Annotated in this window: 15 protein-coding genes; 3 read left to right on the forward strand and 12 right to left on the reverse strand. The window is 44.4% G+C overall.

What is annotated here, in order from left to right:
• Window positions 1-67: 67 nt before the first annotated feature.
• The 3 genes from HQN88_RS22645 to HQN88_RS22655 form a co-directional block, all read right to left on the reverse strand.
• Window positions 68-2,758 (reverse strand): hemoblobin-interacting domain-containing protein, encoded by a 2,691-nt coding sequence (locus HQN88_RS22645; RefSeq protein ID WP_173116783.1) that lies wholly within the window; start codon window positions 2,756-2,758, stop codon window positions 68-70.
• 169 nt (window positions 2,759-2,927) lie between these two features.
• The gene (locus HQN88_RS22650; protein WP_173116785.1) at window positions 2,928-3,524 is read right to left on the reverse strand and encodes a response regulator transcription factor; all 597 of its coding nucleotides are present in this window, start codon (window positions 3,522-3,524) and stop codon (window positions 2,928-2,930) included.
• Window positions 3,521-5,323 carry a sensor histidine kinase gene (locus tag HQN88_RS22655; protein ID WP_173116787.1) on the reverse strand — a complete coding sequence of 601 codons (1,803 nt, stop codon included), beginning with the start codon at window positions 5,321-5,323 and terminating at the stop codon, window positions 3,521-3,523. The genes HQN88_RS22650 and HQN88_RS22655 overlap by 4 nt, the downstream gene beginning before the upstream one ends.
• 268 nt (window positions 5,324-5,591) lie before the next feature.
• Between HQN88_RS22655 and HQN88_RS22660 the strand changes: the two genes are divergently transcribed.
• Both HQN88_RS22660 and HQN88_RS22665 read left to right on the forward strand, forming a co-directional pair.
• Window positions 5,592-6,770, forward strand: coding sequence for a beta-ketoacyl synthase N-terminal-like domain-containing protein (locus HQN88_RS22660; RefSeq protein ID WP_173116789.1), 1,179 nt, complete (start codon window positions 5,592-5,594; stop codon window positions 6,768-6,770).
• Window positions 6,771-6,781: 11 nt separating this feature from the next.
• Window positions 6,782-8,779: a putative bifunctional diguanylate cyclase/phosphodiesterase gene (locus tag HQN88_RS22665; protein ID WP_173116791.1), complete on the forward strand. Its 1,998-nt coding sequence runs from the start codon at window positions 6,782-6,784 to the stop codon at window positions 8,777-8,779.
• An 88-nt stretch (window positions 8,780-8,867) separates the two neighbouring features.
• Here the strand turns inward: HQN88_RS22665 and HQN88_RS22670 are convergent, their stop codons facing one another.
• The 6 genes from HQN88_RS22670 to HQN88_RS22695 are packed head-to-tail and all read right to left on the reverse strand — an operon-like array spanning window position 8,868 to window position 13,678.
• Window positions 8,868-9,812, reverse strand: a complete 945-nt coding sequence (locus HQN88_RS22670) for an ABC transporter permease (RefSeq protein WP_173116793.1) — start codon at window positions 9,810-9,812, stop codon at window positions 8,868-8,870.
• The gene (locus HQN88_RS22675; protein ID WP_173116795.1) at window positions 9,805-10,737 is read right to left on the reverse strand and encodes an ABC transporter ATP-binding protein; all 933 of its coding nucleotides are present in this window, start codon (window positions 10,735-10,737) and stop codon (window positions 9,805-9,807) included. Before HQN88_RS22675 ends, HQN88_RS22670 begins: the two co-directional genes overlap by 8 nt.
• Before the next feature lie 20 nt (window positions 10,738-10,757).
• Complete coding sequence (locus HQN88_RS22680) at window positions 10,758-11,837, reverse strand: DUF4097 family beta strand repeat-containing protein (protein WP_173116804.1); 1,080 nt, start codon at window positions 11,835-11,837, stop codon at window positions 10,758-10,760.
• A 2-nt stretch (window positions 11,838-11,839) separates the two neighbouring features.
• Window positions 11,840-12,583, reverse strand: a complete 744-nt coding sequence (locus HQN88_RS22685; RefSeq protein ID WP_173116806.1) for a hypothetical protein — start codon at window positions 12,581-12,583, stop codon at window positions 11,840-11,842.
• Window positions 12,584-13,297: an ABC transporter ATP-binding protein gene (locus tag HQN88_RS22690; protein WP_173116808.1), complete on the reverse strand. Its 714-nt coding sequence runs from the start codon at window positions 13,295-13,297 to the stop codon at window positions 12,584-12,586. It lies immediately after the preceding gene.
• Window positions 13,298-13,300: 3 nt separating this feature from the next.
• A complete protein-coding gene (locus HQN88_RS22695) occupies window positions 13,301-13,678 on the reverse strand; it encodes a GntR family transcriptional regulator (protein WP_216855791.1) in 378 nt (125 codons plus the stop codon).
• A 474-nt stretch (window positions 13,679-14,152) separates the two neighbouring features.
• On the opposite strand from HQN88_RS22695, the gene HQN88_RS22700 reads away from it, so the two are divergent.
• A complete protein-coding gene (locus HQN88_RS22700) occupies window positions 14,153-14,305 on the forward strand; it encodes a hypothetical protein (protein ID WP_173116810.1) in 153 nt (50 codons plus the stop codon).
• A gap of 1,025 nt (window positions 14,306-15,330) precedes the next feature.
• Here the strand turns inward: HQN88_RS22700 and HQN88_RS22705 are convergent.
• Genes HQN88_RS22705 through HQN88_RS22715 form a run of 3 tightly spaced genes read right to left on the reverse strand, consistent with a single transcriptional unit; the run spans window position 15,331 to window position 18,631 of the window.
• On the reverse strand, window positions 15,331-17,184 hold the full coding sequence (locus tag HQN88_RS22705) for a carbohydrate-binding domain-containing protein (RefSeq protein ID WP_173116812.1): 1,854 nt from the start codon (window positions 17,182-17,184) through the stop codon (window positions 15,331-15,333).
• 32 nt (window positions 17,185-17,216) lie between these two features.
• The gene (locus tag HQN88_RS22710) at window positions 17,217-17,897 is read right to left on the reverse strand and encodes a DUF4956 domain-containing protein (protein ID WP_173116814.1); all 681 of its coding nucleotides are present in this window, start codon (window positions 17,895-17,897) and stop codon (window positions 17,217-17,219) included.
• Complete coding sequence (locus tag HQN88_RS22715) at window positions 17,894-18,631, reverse strand: polyphosphate polymerase domain-containing protein (RefSeq protein WP_173116816.1); 738 nt, start codon at window positions 18,629-18,631, stop codon at window positions 17,894-17,896. The genes HQN88_RS22710 and HQN88_RS22715 overlap by 4 nt, the downstream gene beginning before the upstream one ends.
• Window positions 18,632-18,782: the final 151 nt, after the last annotated feature.

The raw sequence follows: 18,782 nt of genomic DNA on the forward strand, positions 1-18,782 counted from the left end.
TTTAATTCCTCACTTTCTGTAACTGTTGAAACTGCCCGAGAGGGCAGTTTCAATGTGGTTATATTTACTATGGCAAATTAATGGGGTTACTCACATAATCAAATTCCAAATCCGAAATTTGCGTAGCCAAGTTAGCTCCAACGCTTAACGGACTATTGCTGTATTCACTAACAATGAAAGCACGTACTGTGTAATTCGGGTTGGTCGCAAAGTCAGCTACGTTAAAGTTGGCTTTAAACGTCCCTTTTTCACCGAAAAACTCGGATTCTGCAGCAACAATACTGCTTGCCGTTTGACCATTCATTAATTGGAAAATCACGTTCAATGGACCATGTGATCGATTGCTAGCAATCTTAACTGTTGCTGTAATTCCGCTAGTTTTGTCCAGAGCAACTGGTGTTATAAAATAGGCATCTTTACTTTTAATTGCTAGCATAGTGTCATTGGTACTTCTATCATCATAACCATCCGAATATACGTACACATTGTATTCAACTCTTTCATCAAATACACCTTGATGAATCGTCAGTTTCCCTGCACTCACCGTATATTCACTAGGTAGTAATGCTCTGGATACGTAGTAGCAATTATTAACAACTTCTTCGATTACCACTTTCTGAATCTTACTTCTCCAAGCGGCATTGTCATCGAAAGTCAGAACAGTCGGTACATCGCTGAACAAAGATCCCACTAAATTTGGCGTAACATAGGCACTAGTCGTATCGATTGTCTCTGTTTCCACAACGGTTGTAATAACATTGCCAAATGTATCTTTGAGGTTATTTGCTGCAATTTTTATTACAAGGTTACCTTGAATAACCTTATCGAAATAGATAAATAATGAACCCTCTAGAATTGACACGCCATCATTGGCACCAAGAGCAGAGAAGGTATTACCTCCATCTGTTGAATACGTCAAAGCAGCTTTTAATTGGGAAATTGTTGTGTTTGTCGTGATACTTTGACTAAAATTCATCTCAAGTGTGTGGCTAGTTCTAAGAAAATGACCACTGTATTGCGGTTGGCTGAAACCATTTGGTGTTAATTCATCCAATGGGATTTCATCTGTAAGGACATTGTTATTCTCATTGGTAATTGCATTCTCAGGAAAGTCAATTTTAATATACTGGTCAACAAAAGGGTTATCAAAATGAAGTACAACTTTATTATCAGTAAAAGTGACTGTGGTCGATAACGGTATTGATGTTACAACCCCATTCAGATATAGAATACTGTCCGACAATAGATTCCCCGTATACAAAGAATTGCGTTTTACATTTTTGTCGAAATTGAATGTCCAATCATGATTCAGATTATCAATCACCGAATACATGTATTGCGGCGGTGTCGTTGTCGTTACATCAATGAAATTCGTTATAATATCGTTGTTCAGATGATTACCAGCGTTATCCCATAGAACGCTAGCGGGTATTTTTATTTTATTCTGCGATCCAACGAGCGGCGTATTTAGTGTGATCACTACGGTTTTATCGACGATTGCAACCGTTCCATCAAACCAATTATAATTAGATCCATTTCTACTAAGCTGAATATAGTTTGCTAGATTTCCAGTAGATGTTATGCCAACATTGTGCTCATAGACATTCTCATTAAAAGCCAATGTAACCACGTTACGATCCGCATTTACGCTAAAACCTTGGTACACAGGACCATCATGATCACCAACATTAATATCACCTGAGACGATATCGCTATCTACTAGGAGACCACTAATATTTTTCAGCGTATTAGCTGCAATCTTCACCTGATATTTGCCTGGCGTCAACGAATCGAAGAAATGAACGAGAAGATACGTACAACGTCCGTTATTCTCAATAGTAACGGTATCATTCGGAGCTAATGCTGTATACGTATTATACCCACCATTATCTCTTGAAATGGTTACAGCCGCTTTTAAAGCATCTGTGTTCCCCGTACTAAATGCATCCTGTGAAAGATATAACTTCAATTCTGAATTCGTTATGACATCTCCATCGTATAAGGCATTTCGCTCAAATTCGATCGGATTTGCATTCAATCGGATACATAGATCTCTTGGGTTTGTCTTTAAATTTCCACCAACAAATTGCAATGACTCTTCTGCAATTCGAATCGTTGTCTTTCCATCTATCCCCTCAGGGAAGTGGATTGTCAATGTATTCCCAGTTAATTCAACTTCATTTAAAGCAGTTAAAGGCGTGTATGAACCACGACCTATTTTATAATCGATAGTTTCATATACAAATTCCGTTACGGATTGAACATTCCCATTGAATGTCACCGTGACATCCTTACGATCACTGCTAATCGCTGTGCTAATATAGCTTGGAGTACTTAAATCATGTGCAGCAAATACTGTGCTGATGATATCGGAGGTCTGCCCTCCAAAAGCACCATTTTTAATTCGAATTTGGTTTTTATCTCCAACTAAATCAGAGTGTAAGTTTAAGGTTACCGTATTCTCATTAACTGTTGCATAACAAAAATCATCAAAAAAGTAACCATCATATGTTCCTTTTAACTCGATCTTGTCCGACCAACCGTCTTCTTGTGACACAGCCCTATTGAATTGTAGCACTACCTGTGAATTGTCATCACTGGCAATTGTGCTCACCAAGGCAAGTTCTGTCTCTACATCGGCATACGCCGTACCCGCAAAACTCGCACTAAACGGCGAAATGACCACCGCTAAAACTAGCAGAAAAGATAATAATCTTCCCCAAACTAGCTTCCTAAACCCCTGATTCTTCTTTAACATGGAACAACCTCACTCCTATCAATTTTTGTCGAAACTCTATTTCTACTGGCAATTATAGACTTTACTCCCATAAATAAAATGTAACTAAAGTTATAGTTATTAAAATAAATGTCGAAAAACCCATACTTATGGCAGGTATGGGCGCTTTATTTCTATGTAGTTGGACCTATCAAGGTAGCATTCTCAACTCTTTCATTCTAGCGACCGTTTGTACGCGTCGTTTGATGCCTAACTTCCCATATAAACGATTGATGTGTCCTTTTACCGTACCTTCCGTGAGTCCGAACCGTTTGGCAATTTCCATATTAGACAACCCATCTATGATGGCTAATGCGATATCTAGTTCTCGATTCGTCAGTGGATCGATTAGAGATTCGGATGAAGTAACCATCCTATCTATGTCTGGAACTATCTCCGCACGAGCCCGCTCCACAGTTTTAAACAATCTCTCCTGTACAACAGGCTTCACGATGTAATCGAAGGCATAGACATCAAAGGCAGATAAGGCGTATTCCTTGTGAGAGGTAATGAACACGATTTTGGTTGCTCGCCCACTAGCCCGCACACGCTCGGCAAACTCCAAGCCATTTTCCCGCGGCATACTAATATCTACGAAAACCATATCCACCTCGTGCGTGGTTAGGTAAGCGTAAGCTTCCTTCGCATTTAAAAAACAACCCACAACTTCGATGTCTGACATTTTGGCGAGCATCCGCTTCATGATGAGATGCATGGCCTTCTCGTCGTCAATCAGGATGACTTTCATCTCTCTCGCCCTCCCTCATGAATTGCTAGTTTTGTTGACGCCTCAGGCCGTGTTGGCATGGTGAAATAAAACGTAGTTCCTTCCAAGGGTACACTCTCAAACCAGATTTCCCCACCGTTTAAGTGCACGAACTCCTTGCATAGGGTAAGCCCAAGTCCGACGCCTCGTTCTCCAGCGGTTCCCATTGATGAAGCTGGATAGGCCTCTTTCAACAACGTACTTGCCTGATCGGATGTCATACCTGCCCCTGTATCGCTCACCGAAACAACGACGATATCTGCTTTGTAGGCTACTCTTAACCGGATCGTGCCACCGATAGCCGTAAACTTAATGGCATTCGACAACAGATTACGGATAATTAGCTCAAGCATTTCTTTATCTGCATACACAAATGTATCCATAGGAATGTCATTGATCATCACCAATTGCTTACTCTCACTGCGGATCTGCATCATGCGTAGGTTTGTCTGTACGGTGTGGGCCAAGTCTCGCTCAACTGGGTTGAAAATCATGCCACCCCTCTGACTCCGAAACCAGTCTAGTAAACTCTCTACCAACGTAAACGTATTCTGAATCTGTTGGCTCATTTCAAATACAATCTCTTCATAATCCCCCTCGACATCCTGTAAATCGTCTTCCATAATTTCTACTAAATTGATAAGAACAGCTAATGGATCACGAATATCATGCGCCACGACGTTAAACATTTTGTCCTTGAAGGTATTGAGTTCGCTTAATTGCCTAGCATTATCGCGCAGAATCTCTTCAGAACGCACCATTTCTGAGACATCGCTTAACAAGAGCATTTTACCGGCAGGCTTGTGTGCATGATCATGAATATAGGACATGTGGACATTATAAAATCGCTGATCAGCCTTACTCGAAATTTGGATTTTACTTTCTATTGTTGGACCTTGTAATACCCTTTCAAGCAACACCGGGTATTGAGAGAAGACCTGAACAGCAGGTTGCCCGATCCAACTCGGATCAATACCAGCAATGACACGCTTAGTGGATTGGTTAAAGCTAGTTAGTATGTTATCCAGATCAAACACCATAACCGCATCCTGCATGGATGCGAACACCTTTTGCAGCGCTAGGGGAGCTATTCTTAACATATTGAATTGATAAATACCCCATAGGAAGAAAACACCCGAGAAAATAAATCCGAACGGTGAAATATCAATTGGCATATAAATAATGCCGCTTAAGTAAATCAGAGTAAAGCCGTACGGACCCCATGACCCAATAATCATAAACGCGATTTGTTTCTTCATTCGAGGTGTTGCTTTACGGAACATTTGGATCAACATTCCCATACCGACTACGAAGAATGAATACGAGTAAGCAACATGCAGTTTGTATAAAGGTCCTTTTTCCATGATAACGAGGGGGAATCCTTCGGAGTAATCTAATGTCATGCTTGAATAAAATAAATGATGCCACTCATTCGTATTATGGGAAATAAATGTGATCATCGGTACAATCATGAGAAGAGCAACAACCCATTTTCTTACAAATTTTTGTCGACCCGTGTACTGTAGAACGAGTAAAAACCACAGGATGGTGCCAAATGGAATCCCGATATATTCAATGCGCAGCCAGAACTGTATTTGCTCTATCGATGTACTAACGACTTCGAAAGCGTAGCCAAAGGTATAAAACGCACCCGTTAACACACCTAAACCATAGCTGATGGCAATGGGAAGTTCTCTTCTTTTCCAACAAAGGTAGGCAATGACCAATGAACAGCAGGTCGCGGCAATCAGGAGTACGGATAAATACGCATTATAACTCATTGCTCTAGCCTCCATATAGGAATCATCTTTCCTTCCGCTTGCTCTATGTTATCAAACTTACCATGATATTTGTTGATTATTGGCGAAATAATCTATCCTGTTAACTTATTACCTTTTTGAGTACATTCGAAGCGAAAAAATAGGTACTAAGCACCATATTTAATATGAAGTAGGATTCTGTAGAAATCTATCGAATTTTATTAAGGAAAGCAAATTTTACTAGAAGAAAGCAAATGTTTACTAATAGAAGCTTCATGGAGGATTCATTGTGGATAATGTAGTCATCACGGGTTTTGGTATCAAAGCCCCTCATATTGATAACAAGATGCAGTTCAAGACGGTCTTGGAACACGGGATATGCACGCATCGCGTGATAAAGAGTCAAATAAACGATCTAAACTTCGTTTGCGGCGTTATTGATAACGACTTCAAAATCGTTCGAGGCAAAAATCTGAAGCGATATCCACGGATGGCTCGATTTGCTATGGCAGCCGCTGATGATGCGATGGAGATGGCCAGTATTGACGATAGAGGTTCTCTGCGTATTGCCGTAATTTTGGGAACATCCGCAGCGGGTATTTCTGAAATGGAAGAATATTCTGCAGGCGGGGCTGTATATGAGAAATTGCCTATTCATAGTGTAGCATTAGCTAATGCGCACAGTTTATCTGCAGCGGTGGCTCATCATTTGGACATAAGGGGGCAAGTTTATACAATAACTACAGGCTGTACATCAAGCTCGGACGCAATCTCCATGGGCAAACTCCTCCTAGAAAGTGGAATGGCGGATGTTTGCGTGGTGGGTGGTTCCGATGCTGCCATTACGAATTGGACGATGAAAGGTTTTTTGAAAATCCAAGGTATCACGCCCGATGTTGATATTATGGAAACTGGCGTTCCTTTTTCCAATGCTCATCAAGGATTTGTATTAGCTGAAGGCGCAGGTGTTCTAATTCTAGAACGTGAGAAAGAAGCTAAAGCAAGAGGCGCGTCCCTATATGGTGCTATCAAAGGGGTTGCCTCGTACAATGAAGGCACTTCCATTCTGCAAAGCGACGAAACAGGACAAAATATGTTACAAGCCCTTCGAACCGCTGTAGGCGAACATATTCCGACCTATTTGAACAGCCAGGCTCTCGGTTTGAAAGTGAATGACCGAGTCGAAAGTATCATTCATGGCACCTTATTTAGTCCATCTGTTCCGATCACTTCGATTAAAGGGATGACAGGTCACACGCTTGGGTCTATGGGTGTCATACAAGTCATCTCTTCCCTTATTAGCATGGAATACGGTTTTATACCTCCGACGATTAAAACCAGTGCCGAAGGATTCGAGAATCTGCCCATCGTGCTTGAAACTCGGTATCAGAACATCCAGAGTGTGGCTATTACCACACATGGATACGGAGGCAACAACACTTGTTTATTTGTCACCAAGATTGACTGAGAGGTGATTTTATGTTTTTGCTATTGCTATTGATCATTACATTTATTCCGCTTTTCGTTGGACTAACCATCTTATTTATGTTTGAGAAAACCAAGATGGCTAGAGCCATATTCTTATTTTTATTTTTTGCTTCCATGTGGGAGTTAGACACCGCTGTTTTATATGCCCACCATGTGCTGTCTGAATCGACTGTTGAATTTTTATTTCGTCTATTCCGTTTTGGGCCTATTATGCTTACACCAGCTTTGATCTATGTAGCATATAGCATGGCGAGCGAAGTTGAGGAGAGCCAGAAATCCCGGTGGCTTCGCGTAGCAGTGAGCAAAACCATGGTGATATTTGTATTTGCCTGGAGCCTATTCGTCTATTTGATCGGATGGACCAAGCTAGGGATCGAGGATCTTTATCTGGTCAAGTTGGACAGCCTTACTGACTTCATGTTTCCAACGAACGGACCTTGGGGTGGGATTTTCCATCTCAATGTTGTGTTGCTTATTATCAGCTTGTTATTCTCATTCGTTGTCAGCCTTAAAATAACGGAAAAAGATAAACGTACTTTCTTACTTGTCTTCACGTCTGTCATAGCTGTTGGTTATAGCATTGGTATTCTGAATTTATTTGAAAAATACAGATTATATCCAAGCGCTATTGCTGTTATGCTTTTCGCGATTACGACATTCATTGCCTTTACTCGCATGCATACAAAAATCGTGAAATACATGGCTTATCATGATGCGCTGACGGGCCTGCCGAACCAACGATTGTTCAAAAATCGACTTAATCTTGCACTAGACGCTGCAAAGAAGAACAATAGCAGCATTGCCGTTCTCTATATGGATCTGGATCGATTCAAGCTTATTAACGATACGCTGGGACATAATGTCGGCGATGTGCTGCTGCAGAATGTCGCTGTGCGAATCACGGAATGTTTGAGCAAACAGGCTACCATTTCGCGGCAAGGCGGCGATGAATTTACGATTATTCTGTCGGGCCTTACCCAGGAAGAACTTGAACATGCCATTCACGATATTTTATATGCCTTCAGTAAGCCATTTACTCTACAAGAGTATCAGTTATATGTCACACCTAGCATCGGCATCAGCTTATATCCATCTTGCGGTGATAACGCGGATCTCTTAATTAAGAATGCGGATACGGCGATGTACCGTGCCAAAGATAAAGGAAAAAACACTTATCAATTCTTTAACGAAACGATGGGCATTCAAATTCATCAAAAGCTTAGTATGGAGAATGCTCTGCGCAAAGCTTTGGAAGAAAATCAATTCGTTGTACATTATCAACCCAAGGTTGATGTACTCACAGGGAAAATTACGGGAGCTGAGGCCTTAATTCGTTGGCAGCACCCTGAACTGGGGTTCATTGCTCCTTCGGAGTTCATCCCTCTGGCAGAAGAAACCGGACTTATCGTTCCTATCGGTCAATGGGTACTTCACACCGCTTGTAAGCAATTCAAAGCGTGGCAAACCCAAGAAATGCTACACATGTCGGTTGCCGTTAATCTGTCGATGTTGCAATTAAGACAGGAAAATTTCATTGAAATGGTGGAGCAAGTGTTGGATGAAACCGGACTCGCACCGCAGGATCTGGAGTTCGAGATCACGGAAAGTAACGCCATGAACAACGTCGATCTTTTCATACAGAAATTAATCGCCTTGAAGAAGTTAGGGGTCGGCATTTCCATTGATGATTTTGGGACAGGCTACTCCTCATTTGGCTATTTAAAACAATTGCCTATTGATACCCTAAAGATCGACAGGTCTTTTATTAACGACATCACGAATTCGGAAGAAGACGCAGCGATCGTGCAGGCGATTATTGCTATGGCCCATATTCTAAAGTTGAAAGTCGTAGCTGAAGGCGTTGAAACAGCCAGTCAACTCACGTTGTTAGAGCAATTTCAGTGCAACGCTGTACAGGGCTACTATTTGAGTCGACCATTAGCCGCTGATGCTTATGTGAAAATGCTTAGAAGCCAAGTTGTATGTTGAAGTAGACAACCCGTCCCGCAAAAAAAAGGCTGTTAGGTAACGTAGATACTTCTACACGACCTAACAGCCTCTTCTATTTACAAACCAATTACGCCGCCACATCTCGCTTTGTGAATACTAGCCAAGCCACTACATTGAAAGTGAAGAAATAGATGCTCAATACGATAATCGAGAATTGAAGCGTCATCCCCGTCTGATACGGGCGACCGCTCAAATACTGAGACAGATCAATATTAGCAAATAGCAAATATTTACTCCAATCGTAAGGCTGCAAGAGCTCCAAGAAAATCGCTCCCGCAAATAAAGCAAAGATGGAGAAGCCAATCGCCATAATACTGCTGCGGAAAGCAGAAGAAATCATGAAGGCCATGGTGACGAAAATTATCGTAGACACACCATTGAGCAGATAAGTTTTCCATAGGTTAGCAACCATGCTTTTCTCTACAACCTGCCCGGCTGCATCGGTCGTTACTAGGGGTAGGTCAATCAACCCAAACTTATATAGAATCCCGTTTATTAGAATAGACACAACGAACAGAATAATTAACAAGAACAAACCAAAAGCAATCATGGATAAATATTTGGACACTAGAATTTTCGTTCGATTCGCAGGTCGAATCAAGAGTAACTTGATGGTCCCTGTCGTGAATTCACCAGCCAAGCTGTCCCCTGCAACAATAACGGTGAACAAGGTGATTAAGATAATTAAGTGCGCCGAATCGTTAATTCCGCTCCACATGGTCCCCCCTTCCGGGTGAATATTATGCTCGAGATGGTAATCGTATCTAGCAATCTGCTTTTCGATGCTTGCTTTGCTCTCAGCACTCCGTTTCGGCTCCTTCATCGCATCTGAGAGCTCCTGCTTCTGCTCGATCACGTGATCCCGCCAAGCATCGACCTCGCCCGATTTATCATCATAATACCAATCCATGAAACTGCCTAAGAAAACGGCGCCAATCATGATGGCGACCATGATCCATGTACGTACACGACGGTAGAGTTTCATATTTTCGTTCAGAAACAAATTAACCAACTTGCTCACCTCCTGTCATTTCCAAGAACCGATCTTCGAGGGATTGTCGCAGTACCTGGACACCATAGATTCGGATATCTCTGCGCATCAGATCTGCCAAGATATCAGGAATACAATCTCTCTCTGTCACAACCTCTACGCCTTGTGGAACGATCTTTACATTTTTCACACCTGTCCTACCAACAATAGCTGAGTGTACCAGCTCCGCAGGTGTAGCTTCGATCAAGTAAGTTTGCGTCCCATCCTGCGAATCTGCCATGAAATCTTGAATCGTCTTCACATCAACTAGTTTGCCTTGTTGAAGAATGGCAACACGATCACACATCAGCTCCATCTCGCTCAGCAAATGACTGGAAACAATCACGGTGATGCCTTCCGATCGCGTCAGATAACGCAGGTAATCACGCAGTTCACGTATCCCTGCAGGGTCTAGGCCATTCGTCGGCTCATCCAGAATGAGCAGTGACGGCCTATGCAGCAACGCCTGAGCGACACCTAGTCGCTGGCGCATACCGAGCGAATACTTTTTCACCTTGTCATGTATCCGCGTCTCCAACTTTACCAGCTTGACCACTTCGTCAATGCGTTCCTTCGTAACTCCGGGAACCATGCGCGCATAATGAATAAGGTTATGATAGCCACTTAAATACTTATACATTTCCGGATTCTCAACAATTGCTCCCACATGGCGAATGGCTTGCTCAAAGTCATGCTTAATGTTCTTCCCTTTAATCACAATTTCGCCCTGCGTGATAGCCATTAATCCAACCATCATACGGATCGTTGTCGTCTTCCCTGCACCATTGGGCCCGAGGAATCCGAAGATCTCACCTTGCGGCACGTCAAACGTTAGATTATCAATAATGGTTGTTCGCCCGATACGCTTCGTAACCCCGCGCAGACTTACAATAGGTTCACTGCTCATGGATAAGCCTCCTTCTCGATTTAGTTAACTTGGAAAATGATATCGCCTGAGGCCACCTTGGCCTCTATTTTTCTTGTCCCTTTGCCTAAGACACCGTTCATGCGGGTTCCAATTTCGTTGTCGGTCCCCTTTTGGATAGGTAAAGGAAGTAAGGATTGAATGCGTCCCTCACTCACCGCAGCATCCAACGTATACCCCTCATCTTTGGACAAAATGAATGTCAGATTACCGCCCTTGTTCGACACTACTTGCATGTCTCCCTGGATATGGTCCAATTTCATATTGGAACCATGTCCTACAACGGATACAGCACCTTTTATTTCCCGAAAGTGCACGGATCCGTATTTCGCATTTCCTGTAACTTCCCCAGTAATGTCTGTTAGACCGGTATCACCTGATTGATGATCGAGGACCAGATTACCTTGCATACGATCCATATTAGCATTACTAGATCGGTTCACCAATTCCACATTTCCCTTAATGTCGGCCATGTATAGACTTCCATAGGAGGATTTCACTTTGAGATCTCCCTTTACATTGACAATTTCCATGAGCCCACTGGTAGATGTAGCCGTAACATTCCCGTTAATCCCGCTGATTCGCACAGCGCCATCTTCATTCTCAATCGTCGACTTCATCATTTCGGGGATAGCAAGTACATAATCGATAGATACATATTCGGGAGCAATGGCCTTTCCATTCGCTGTCGTAACAAACATGAGTTGTCCATTCTGGAGTTCTTGTTCGACCTTAATAGCGTCTCGCCTGCGATTAGCCACCTCTGTATTCGCGGCAGTTACTGTCACCGTAGCCTGTAACCGAATCGTAGACGTCTCCGAACGTTGTACGGATATTTTGCCTTTTTGACTTGTTAGCAGTACTTCCTTGATCTCTGGCTTGTTCATTTCTGATTGAAGCTGCGCGGTTGCCGTTACAGCTCGCCTCTCGTCGATATAGGTCTCTGTCTTCTCTTCATTGACGAATTGCTCGACGAACGCTTGAAAAACATCTTCCTTACGGATGAACACATCCAGAATGGAGAGTAGGAACAGCATCACAACGGAGATGAGAAGAACACTTCTTTTTTGCCGGAACGACATCCTCATACCTCCACTTCTTTCTCGAAAATGAAACCATTCAGCGCTATTAACCCTATACAGAGTAAGCCGAGGACAATAAAAGGTCCCGAATGCAAGAAAGCCATATCTGAATCCTTATGTCCAATCACGATCTCAGGTGTCCAGACCAGCAGGTTCGATAGCAGCGGGCTGATAAGCAGTGACAGCCAGATGATGCCAAAAAATGCGCTAACCATCACAAACCATTTGAATTTTGCTACGAGCTGCCCGCATAGGAACGTGAACTGCACGACAATTAATAAGAACAACATAACGAAAAGGCAGATCCAGTAGAGATTGAGCACTAGACTCATAAGGCTGGGCCCTAGCTCGGACCAATCCTCGCTTGTGCTTACTTCCTCCCACATCACACGGAGTAACAAGCTCGCAAAGCTTGCTGCAATCACGATGGACGTTGCAATTAGCAAGGATAGCACTGCCGCTAGCTTGGCCGCTAACACCTTCCACCCCCGAATAGGCAAGGAAAGGAGGAGGTAAATCGAGTTCGTTCTCCACTCCGCATGGAGTTGATAGTAGCCCGTTCCTATCGCTAAGGCGACTAAGAATAAGTAAGGTATAATGAGTGCCAATACCATCCTCGCATCCATTTGGAAATCAGCGCTTTTGTACAAAACAATTACGTGCAGCGCAACCACACCCACTGTGAAAAAACCGAATAAGGGGGAAATACTTTTTATTTCTTTCTTAAATAGGTTCCAGAGTGCCATCTACCCGTACACCTTCTCCCAAATGTTCTCTAACGAGCAGCCGTACGTCTCGCGCAAATTCTCCGTTGAGTCGAATATCGTAACCTGCCCATTCTGTAGAAAAATAACGTCATCAAACATAGGCTCAGATTCATTCACCGAATGGGTGGAAAGCACAATCGTCTGCTCATCCGATTGGAACTCGCTGATGATGGAGCGAATAATCTTCGCTCGCGACGACGGGTCAATACCAGAGAACGGCTCGTCCAGCAAGATCAGCGGCACTTTCCGGGATAACGCTGCAATTAATTTCAAGCGCGCCCGCATCCCTTTGGACAGATTCCGAACCTTCTGGTTCTCATCCAGATCCATTTTGACAACCATTTCCGCCGCTCTGTCTGCCTGCCAATCCTTGTAGAACCCCGAGATAAATTGCAGCGTCTCCTTCACCGTCATCCACCCATATAGATGATCAATCTCAGGTAAATAAGCCACATGCTGCTTATTATGAACATCCGGCTTCCTCCCACCTACGAGAATCGTACCCGAAGTTGGATAGATGAGACCGGCCATCATCTTGAGCAATGTCGATTTGCCACTCCCGTTCGGCCCCAGTAAGCCGACAATCGTCCCCTTCTTAACCTGAAGGTCGATGCCTTTTATGGCTTGCTTTAATAAATACTTCTTCTGAATGCCTTTGAGCTCAATCATGTACGGATTCTCTTCGCTCGACACGGTCTATCCCTCCTTACGTTCCATATGTAAAGTATCGCGGAGCATATCCGCCATTTCGTCCGCTTTAATGCCCAAACCGCGCATTTCTTCAATGAATTGATGAACCGCAGCCTGCGCCATTTCAGAACGAATCGATAGAAGCATCTCCGGATCATTCTTGATAAAAGTACCCTGCCCACGCAACGTCTCCGTCAAACCCACCCGCTCCATCTCTTGGTAAGCCCTCATCACCGTATTAGGATTCACTTGTGATATTTGTGCCCGTTCCTTGTGGGACGGGATTTTATCACCTGGGGATAGCTCACCCCTAGCCAATGCTTTCTTAACCTCATCGACCATCTGCAAATAAATCGGTTTCGGGCTATTAAAATTAAGTTGCACCGTCCTACCCTCCTCTTCACCGCAAACCAGTGCACTATTGAACTAGTGCACTATAAGAATATTTGCATACTTATAAATTGTCAATGGCTTTTTCTGCACAGGGGGAACGGGTGGGTACGTAAGCTTAATCTTGGAGAAGGGGACTAGGGGGCGCTAGTGACCGTGAAATATGGGAAAAAGACATCCCAGGGAATAGGGAACGTGGGTGTCTTTTTTGTTCGAAAATTGCGAAAAGTGCCCTCCAGGGGAACGTGAGTGTCCTATTTCCTCGAAAATTGCGAAAAACATCAAAAATCGCTCACTTAGCGCACTCTCGTTCCTCTCGACGCAAAGAACAGCCGATTTTGGCGTATTAGCGCATCTAGGTTCCCTTTCATCTGGTTGCAACCTCAATTGAGCGGGAACTTGAACGGTGACGGTATGACGTGAGGTCAGCGGTGGCATTTCGGACGAGATGCTGCTGGTGTGGGCGAGATGCTGTGGACATGGTGGAGAGAGGGGTGTTTGCAGTCGCAGTGGGGCAACACGGGCAACGGCAGAGTAGGTGCAGCAATGCGGGCTTGTGGGCCAACTTGCACCGGCAAACTGTGGGTAGGCAGGCTTTTCGGTGGCGGCGAGGCTGCGTAGAGTGTTGGAGTGATCACCCTCTCCACTTCCTCTCCCTCCTCTCAAAAATGCAAAAATACAACTTTTTCCACTAATTTACGGTGGAAATTAGTAAATGCGCGCAAATAGGCAACCTTTTTAACGTATTTCATAATAATCTCCTAAATTCGCTGAGAATTGATGCCTTTTTGCATCAATTTCAAATAACGGAAGAGAATCCCGTTCGAAAAGTGCTCTTTTGCATTTTTGACAGGGAGGGGGGACTCGAGGACTCGAGGACTTTTAAGATTTGAAAATCATCAAAAACCTTACTCCATCAGTCATTACATTTGTCGCCTCCACTTCCTTGCTGCTCCATACTCCCCCTACTACTTCTCTTTACTCCATACTCCCCTACTGCTTCTCATTACTCCATACTCTTCTACTACTTCTCTTTACTCCGTACTCCTCTACTACTTCTCATTACTACATACTCCCCTACTACTTCTATTTACTCCAAACTACCCTACTGCTTCTCATTACTCCATACTCTTCTACTACTTCTCATTACTCCAAACTACCCTACTGCTTCTCATTACTCCATACTCTTCTACTACTTCTCATTACTCCAAACTACCCTACTGCTTCTCTTTACTCCAAACTACCCTACTGCTTCTCATTACTCCATACTCTTCTACTACTTCTCTTTACTCCATACTCTTCTACTACTTCTCTTTACTCCATACTCTTCTACTACTCCAACTTACTCCAAGCTCCCCTACTACTTCTCTTTACTCCGTACTCCTCTACTACTTCTCTTCACTCCACTTTTCCAACATTCTTCTCTTTATCCTAACTACTTCTCACTACTCAAATTGAGGAATCCGCGGAGAGGTTACCCCAATATGAGCCCAAACATGCGAAATGAACGCTGCTCATTCCTCTTAAAATGAGTGCATTTCCAGTTATGGTACTTCCTATGAAACAATTAAACTAACACAAAAAGCTGCCCTCACATAGATAATCTACGTGAGAGCAGCTTCATAAACATGTACAATTCGTTCGATTTACTGTGCTGTTCGCTGTGGGCGCTGTCCACCACCTTGTGGTGGCATGCCGCCTCCACCTCCGCCTTGTCTACCACCGCCAGGACCGCCCATCATCCCGCTTCTAGCTTCGGTTACACCCGTTTCGGACAACCACGTGATCAAGGTAGCTGTCTTGAAGTCGACAACTTTCGTCCCGCCTTGATAGGTACCACCTTCAAACAGCCCTTTCGTCGCGGTGCCGGTTGAAGATCCGCCCGAGCTAAGCGTGTACGAAGCGTCTTGCTTCAGGTTCGGTGAGCTGACGAACACCGACTGATAGTTCTTCGCTGGCGCAAACGTAATAATGGTGTTGCCTGCGCTATCTTCGAGATGAACCAGCGCACCCGCTTGCTGGGTCTTGGTGTACGTCATCAAGACGCCGGCTTGCGTCGACTTGTCGGACGTGGCTTGCACCATGCCGGAGCTTCCCGCGGCAACCAGGAAACCGCCTGTCATGACGAATGTGCCGTCATAGTCAAGTGAGCCGTTGTTGTTCTCGATCGGCCCGTTGACCACCACCGTACCACCACTCATCGTGATGGAGCCGTTCGAGTCCAACCCGTCGCCTTTCGAGTCGACGGATAAGAAGCCGCCGGTAATCGTCAGCATATTGCTCGAATTCGCGCCGGATGCGCCCGGTGCACCTCCTGGTGCACCGCCAGGCCCTCCAGCAGGAGCTGCCCCGGCCTGGCCAGCTCCTGCTCCTGCACCGCCAGCGCCTGCCTTCGGAGCAGCGCCACCCTCAGCGGACTCAGCGTCGCCGCTGGAGATGTTCACACCGTCGTCCGTAGAAACGACATTGGTTTTACCCCCCGAGATCAGAACCGCTGGCGCCTCGATCCCTTCATTGCTTTGCGTGATGTCGATGGTACCACCGGCGATAGCAAGTGATACCTCGGCGTGTATGCCATCATCGCCAGCATTAATGTGAAGATCTCCACCACTCACATCAAGGCCGCCGCTACTGTGCAACGCATCCTCGCCGGATTTGATTGTAAATGTTCCACCAGCCAGGCTGATATACCCTTCCTCACCCTCTTTATCGTTTGAAGTTTTAATGCCATGTCCACCTGCATCAATCGTCAAGGTACCTGCTTGGATAGCGACCAAGTCGCGCCCCATCACGCCATCATCAACAGCCTTAACATCCAGCGTGCCTCCGGTGATTTTGAGCTTATCCTTGCTGGTAATCCCGTTGTTGTAGTTCCCTTTCACGACTAACTTCCCAAATCCATTAATCGTCAGATCGTCCTTACTGAAGATCGCCGAGTTCGGCTCATCAGTCGTAGCATCCGGATACACATACTTCGTCCCATCAGAAACGATGTTCTCCGTCCCTTCTTGTAAGGAGATAATCGCCTTACCCGCTTCTTCGATGAAAATCGCGGAAGACGTGCTGTTCGTAATCTCCACGCCGTTTAAAACTAAACGAACTACACCCTTATCCTTCACATTCACTGTTATTTGACCATCTGTTAATTTTCCGCTCAAGACATACGTTCCAGCCTTCGTGATCGCAATCTTACCGTCCTTCACCGCTGCGCCCTGACCCTCAATCGTTGCACCAGTACCTGTTAACGAGATCTTTGTCGGATTGGTAGACGCCCAGTCTGTATAAGCATCGTCCGCCGTATACTCCACCTTCTGGATGATATCTGTAGTCACTGCTTTTCCGCTTACAGCAACAGCAGCCGCAGCCGTTCCCGTCGTTGTTGTAGCCGGTGTAGCCTCCGTAGAAGTCGAAGCTAGATCCGTCGTTTCATTGCATGCTGCTAACACAACAGCGCATAATAGTAGGACACCTGCGCCTTTCATATTCAATGGTTTTTTCATAGAAATCTCTTCCTCTCTCATTTGCATTATTTTTAAAATTCAGCCGCTGTAGGGCTCATTGTTAATGTGATATCTAAGTTCCCATTTCGGCATCTAATAGCGTCTAGGAACTCTTTCTGACTCGTCAAATGATCAATCGTCACGACGTAAACTAACTCATATAAGCTGCCTAACTCAGTTGTACGTACTTTTTTCAACTCATAGGCAATGTCGAACATATTGAACACTTCAGCAAACGCTTCTTCATACCCCAGACTCTCGGGAATCGTCACTTTCAATAGCTTCTGTGCTGCCTTCTTAGCACCAAAATTAGTCACTTTCAGGACAAACATCAATGCGCAAAGGATAAGTGTAAAAAGTACCGCATAACCAAACGATCCTACGCCGCAGGCAAGTCCTGCCGCCATTGTGAACAAGACGAAGGCAATATCCTTCGGATCTCCAGGCGCGCTTCGGAATCGAATAATGGAGAAGGCCCCTGCAAGGCTGAACGCTCTAGCGATGTTACTGCCGATTAATAGAATAATAATGGCTACAATAACTGGCAGAACAATCATGGTTAACGTGAAGCTTTGTGTGTAGTTGGTTTGTGTTTTCATATAAGTAACGCTGATCAAGGCGCCTAGTACAATGGCAGTAATAATGGTTAATAAAGCATTCATGAGCGTTAATTCTGTGCCTGCTGTGACTTGTGCAAAAATCGAATCGATCATACTTGAATCCTCTCCCCCGTTAGTTGTTCATTTCGCATTTTTTTGTATTCGTTGCCGTACTTTGAGAAGCTCGTTCGAAACATGTCATGCTCCGACAGCATCTTCGACAACCAGAGCGGGATCGTTTTCTCCGCCTTCACTTCCATGAGCCATTGCCCGCGGTCCATCAGCTGATCTCCATGATCGCCACTTTCGAGCTTGAGATCATACCGTCTGGAACGGATATTCGTGTCAAAGGTGATCCGCAAATCTCGATTATTTTTGCAAAACATCGCAATCCGGTCATACGCCAGATATACCTTCGGCTCCAGATCATATCGGCCTAAGAAATATTTAATCTCTTGGATCACTTGCTTGTTCATATATGGCTGCAACTCAGGCTCTACCTTCGTTCGTACAAAGTCGTACGACTCGTTCAGCTTCAGCGCTGTTCTTCTTTTATTCACAAGGCCGAACACCTTCTTCTTCAGCTCTAGATACACCTTCGCATCTGCGTTTGGCACCCCGTACGCTCTTATTCGCAGCTTCTCTCGATATTTCGGCTTCGCCAACGAATTTCGAATTAATGAATCATGCTCGGTATCAAAGTAGATGTTACTGATCGAGTAGAATTGTTCATTCTTGTTGTAGGCGTCCATTTCCATATATTCGAGCAGTCGATTATAGATCGTGTAAAAGGCTTTCGTATCCATCAGATACTTATTTTCATACCGATTAAATACTTCAATCGCCATTGTGATGCGCCTCCTTCTTGTTCATGCTGCGTATTGCTCGCCGCTTCCATGACTGTATCTTAGCCCCCCAACCTTTAGTGAAACTTAAATGCGAGATGGATTATGTTTTTTTCGTAAATCTGCACATGGAGTGCTACTATTAAGGTTGATT

The sequence above is a fragment of the Paenibacillus qinlingensis genome, assembly GCF_013204845.1.
Taxonomy (GTDB): domain Bacteria; phylum Bacillota; class Bacilli; order Paenibacillales; family NBRC-103111; genus Paenibacillus_E; species Paenibacillus_E qinlingensis.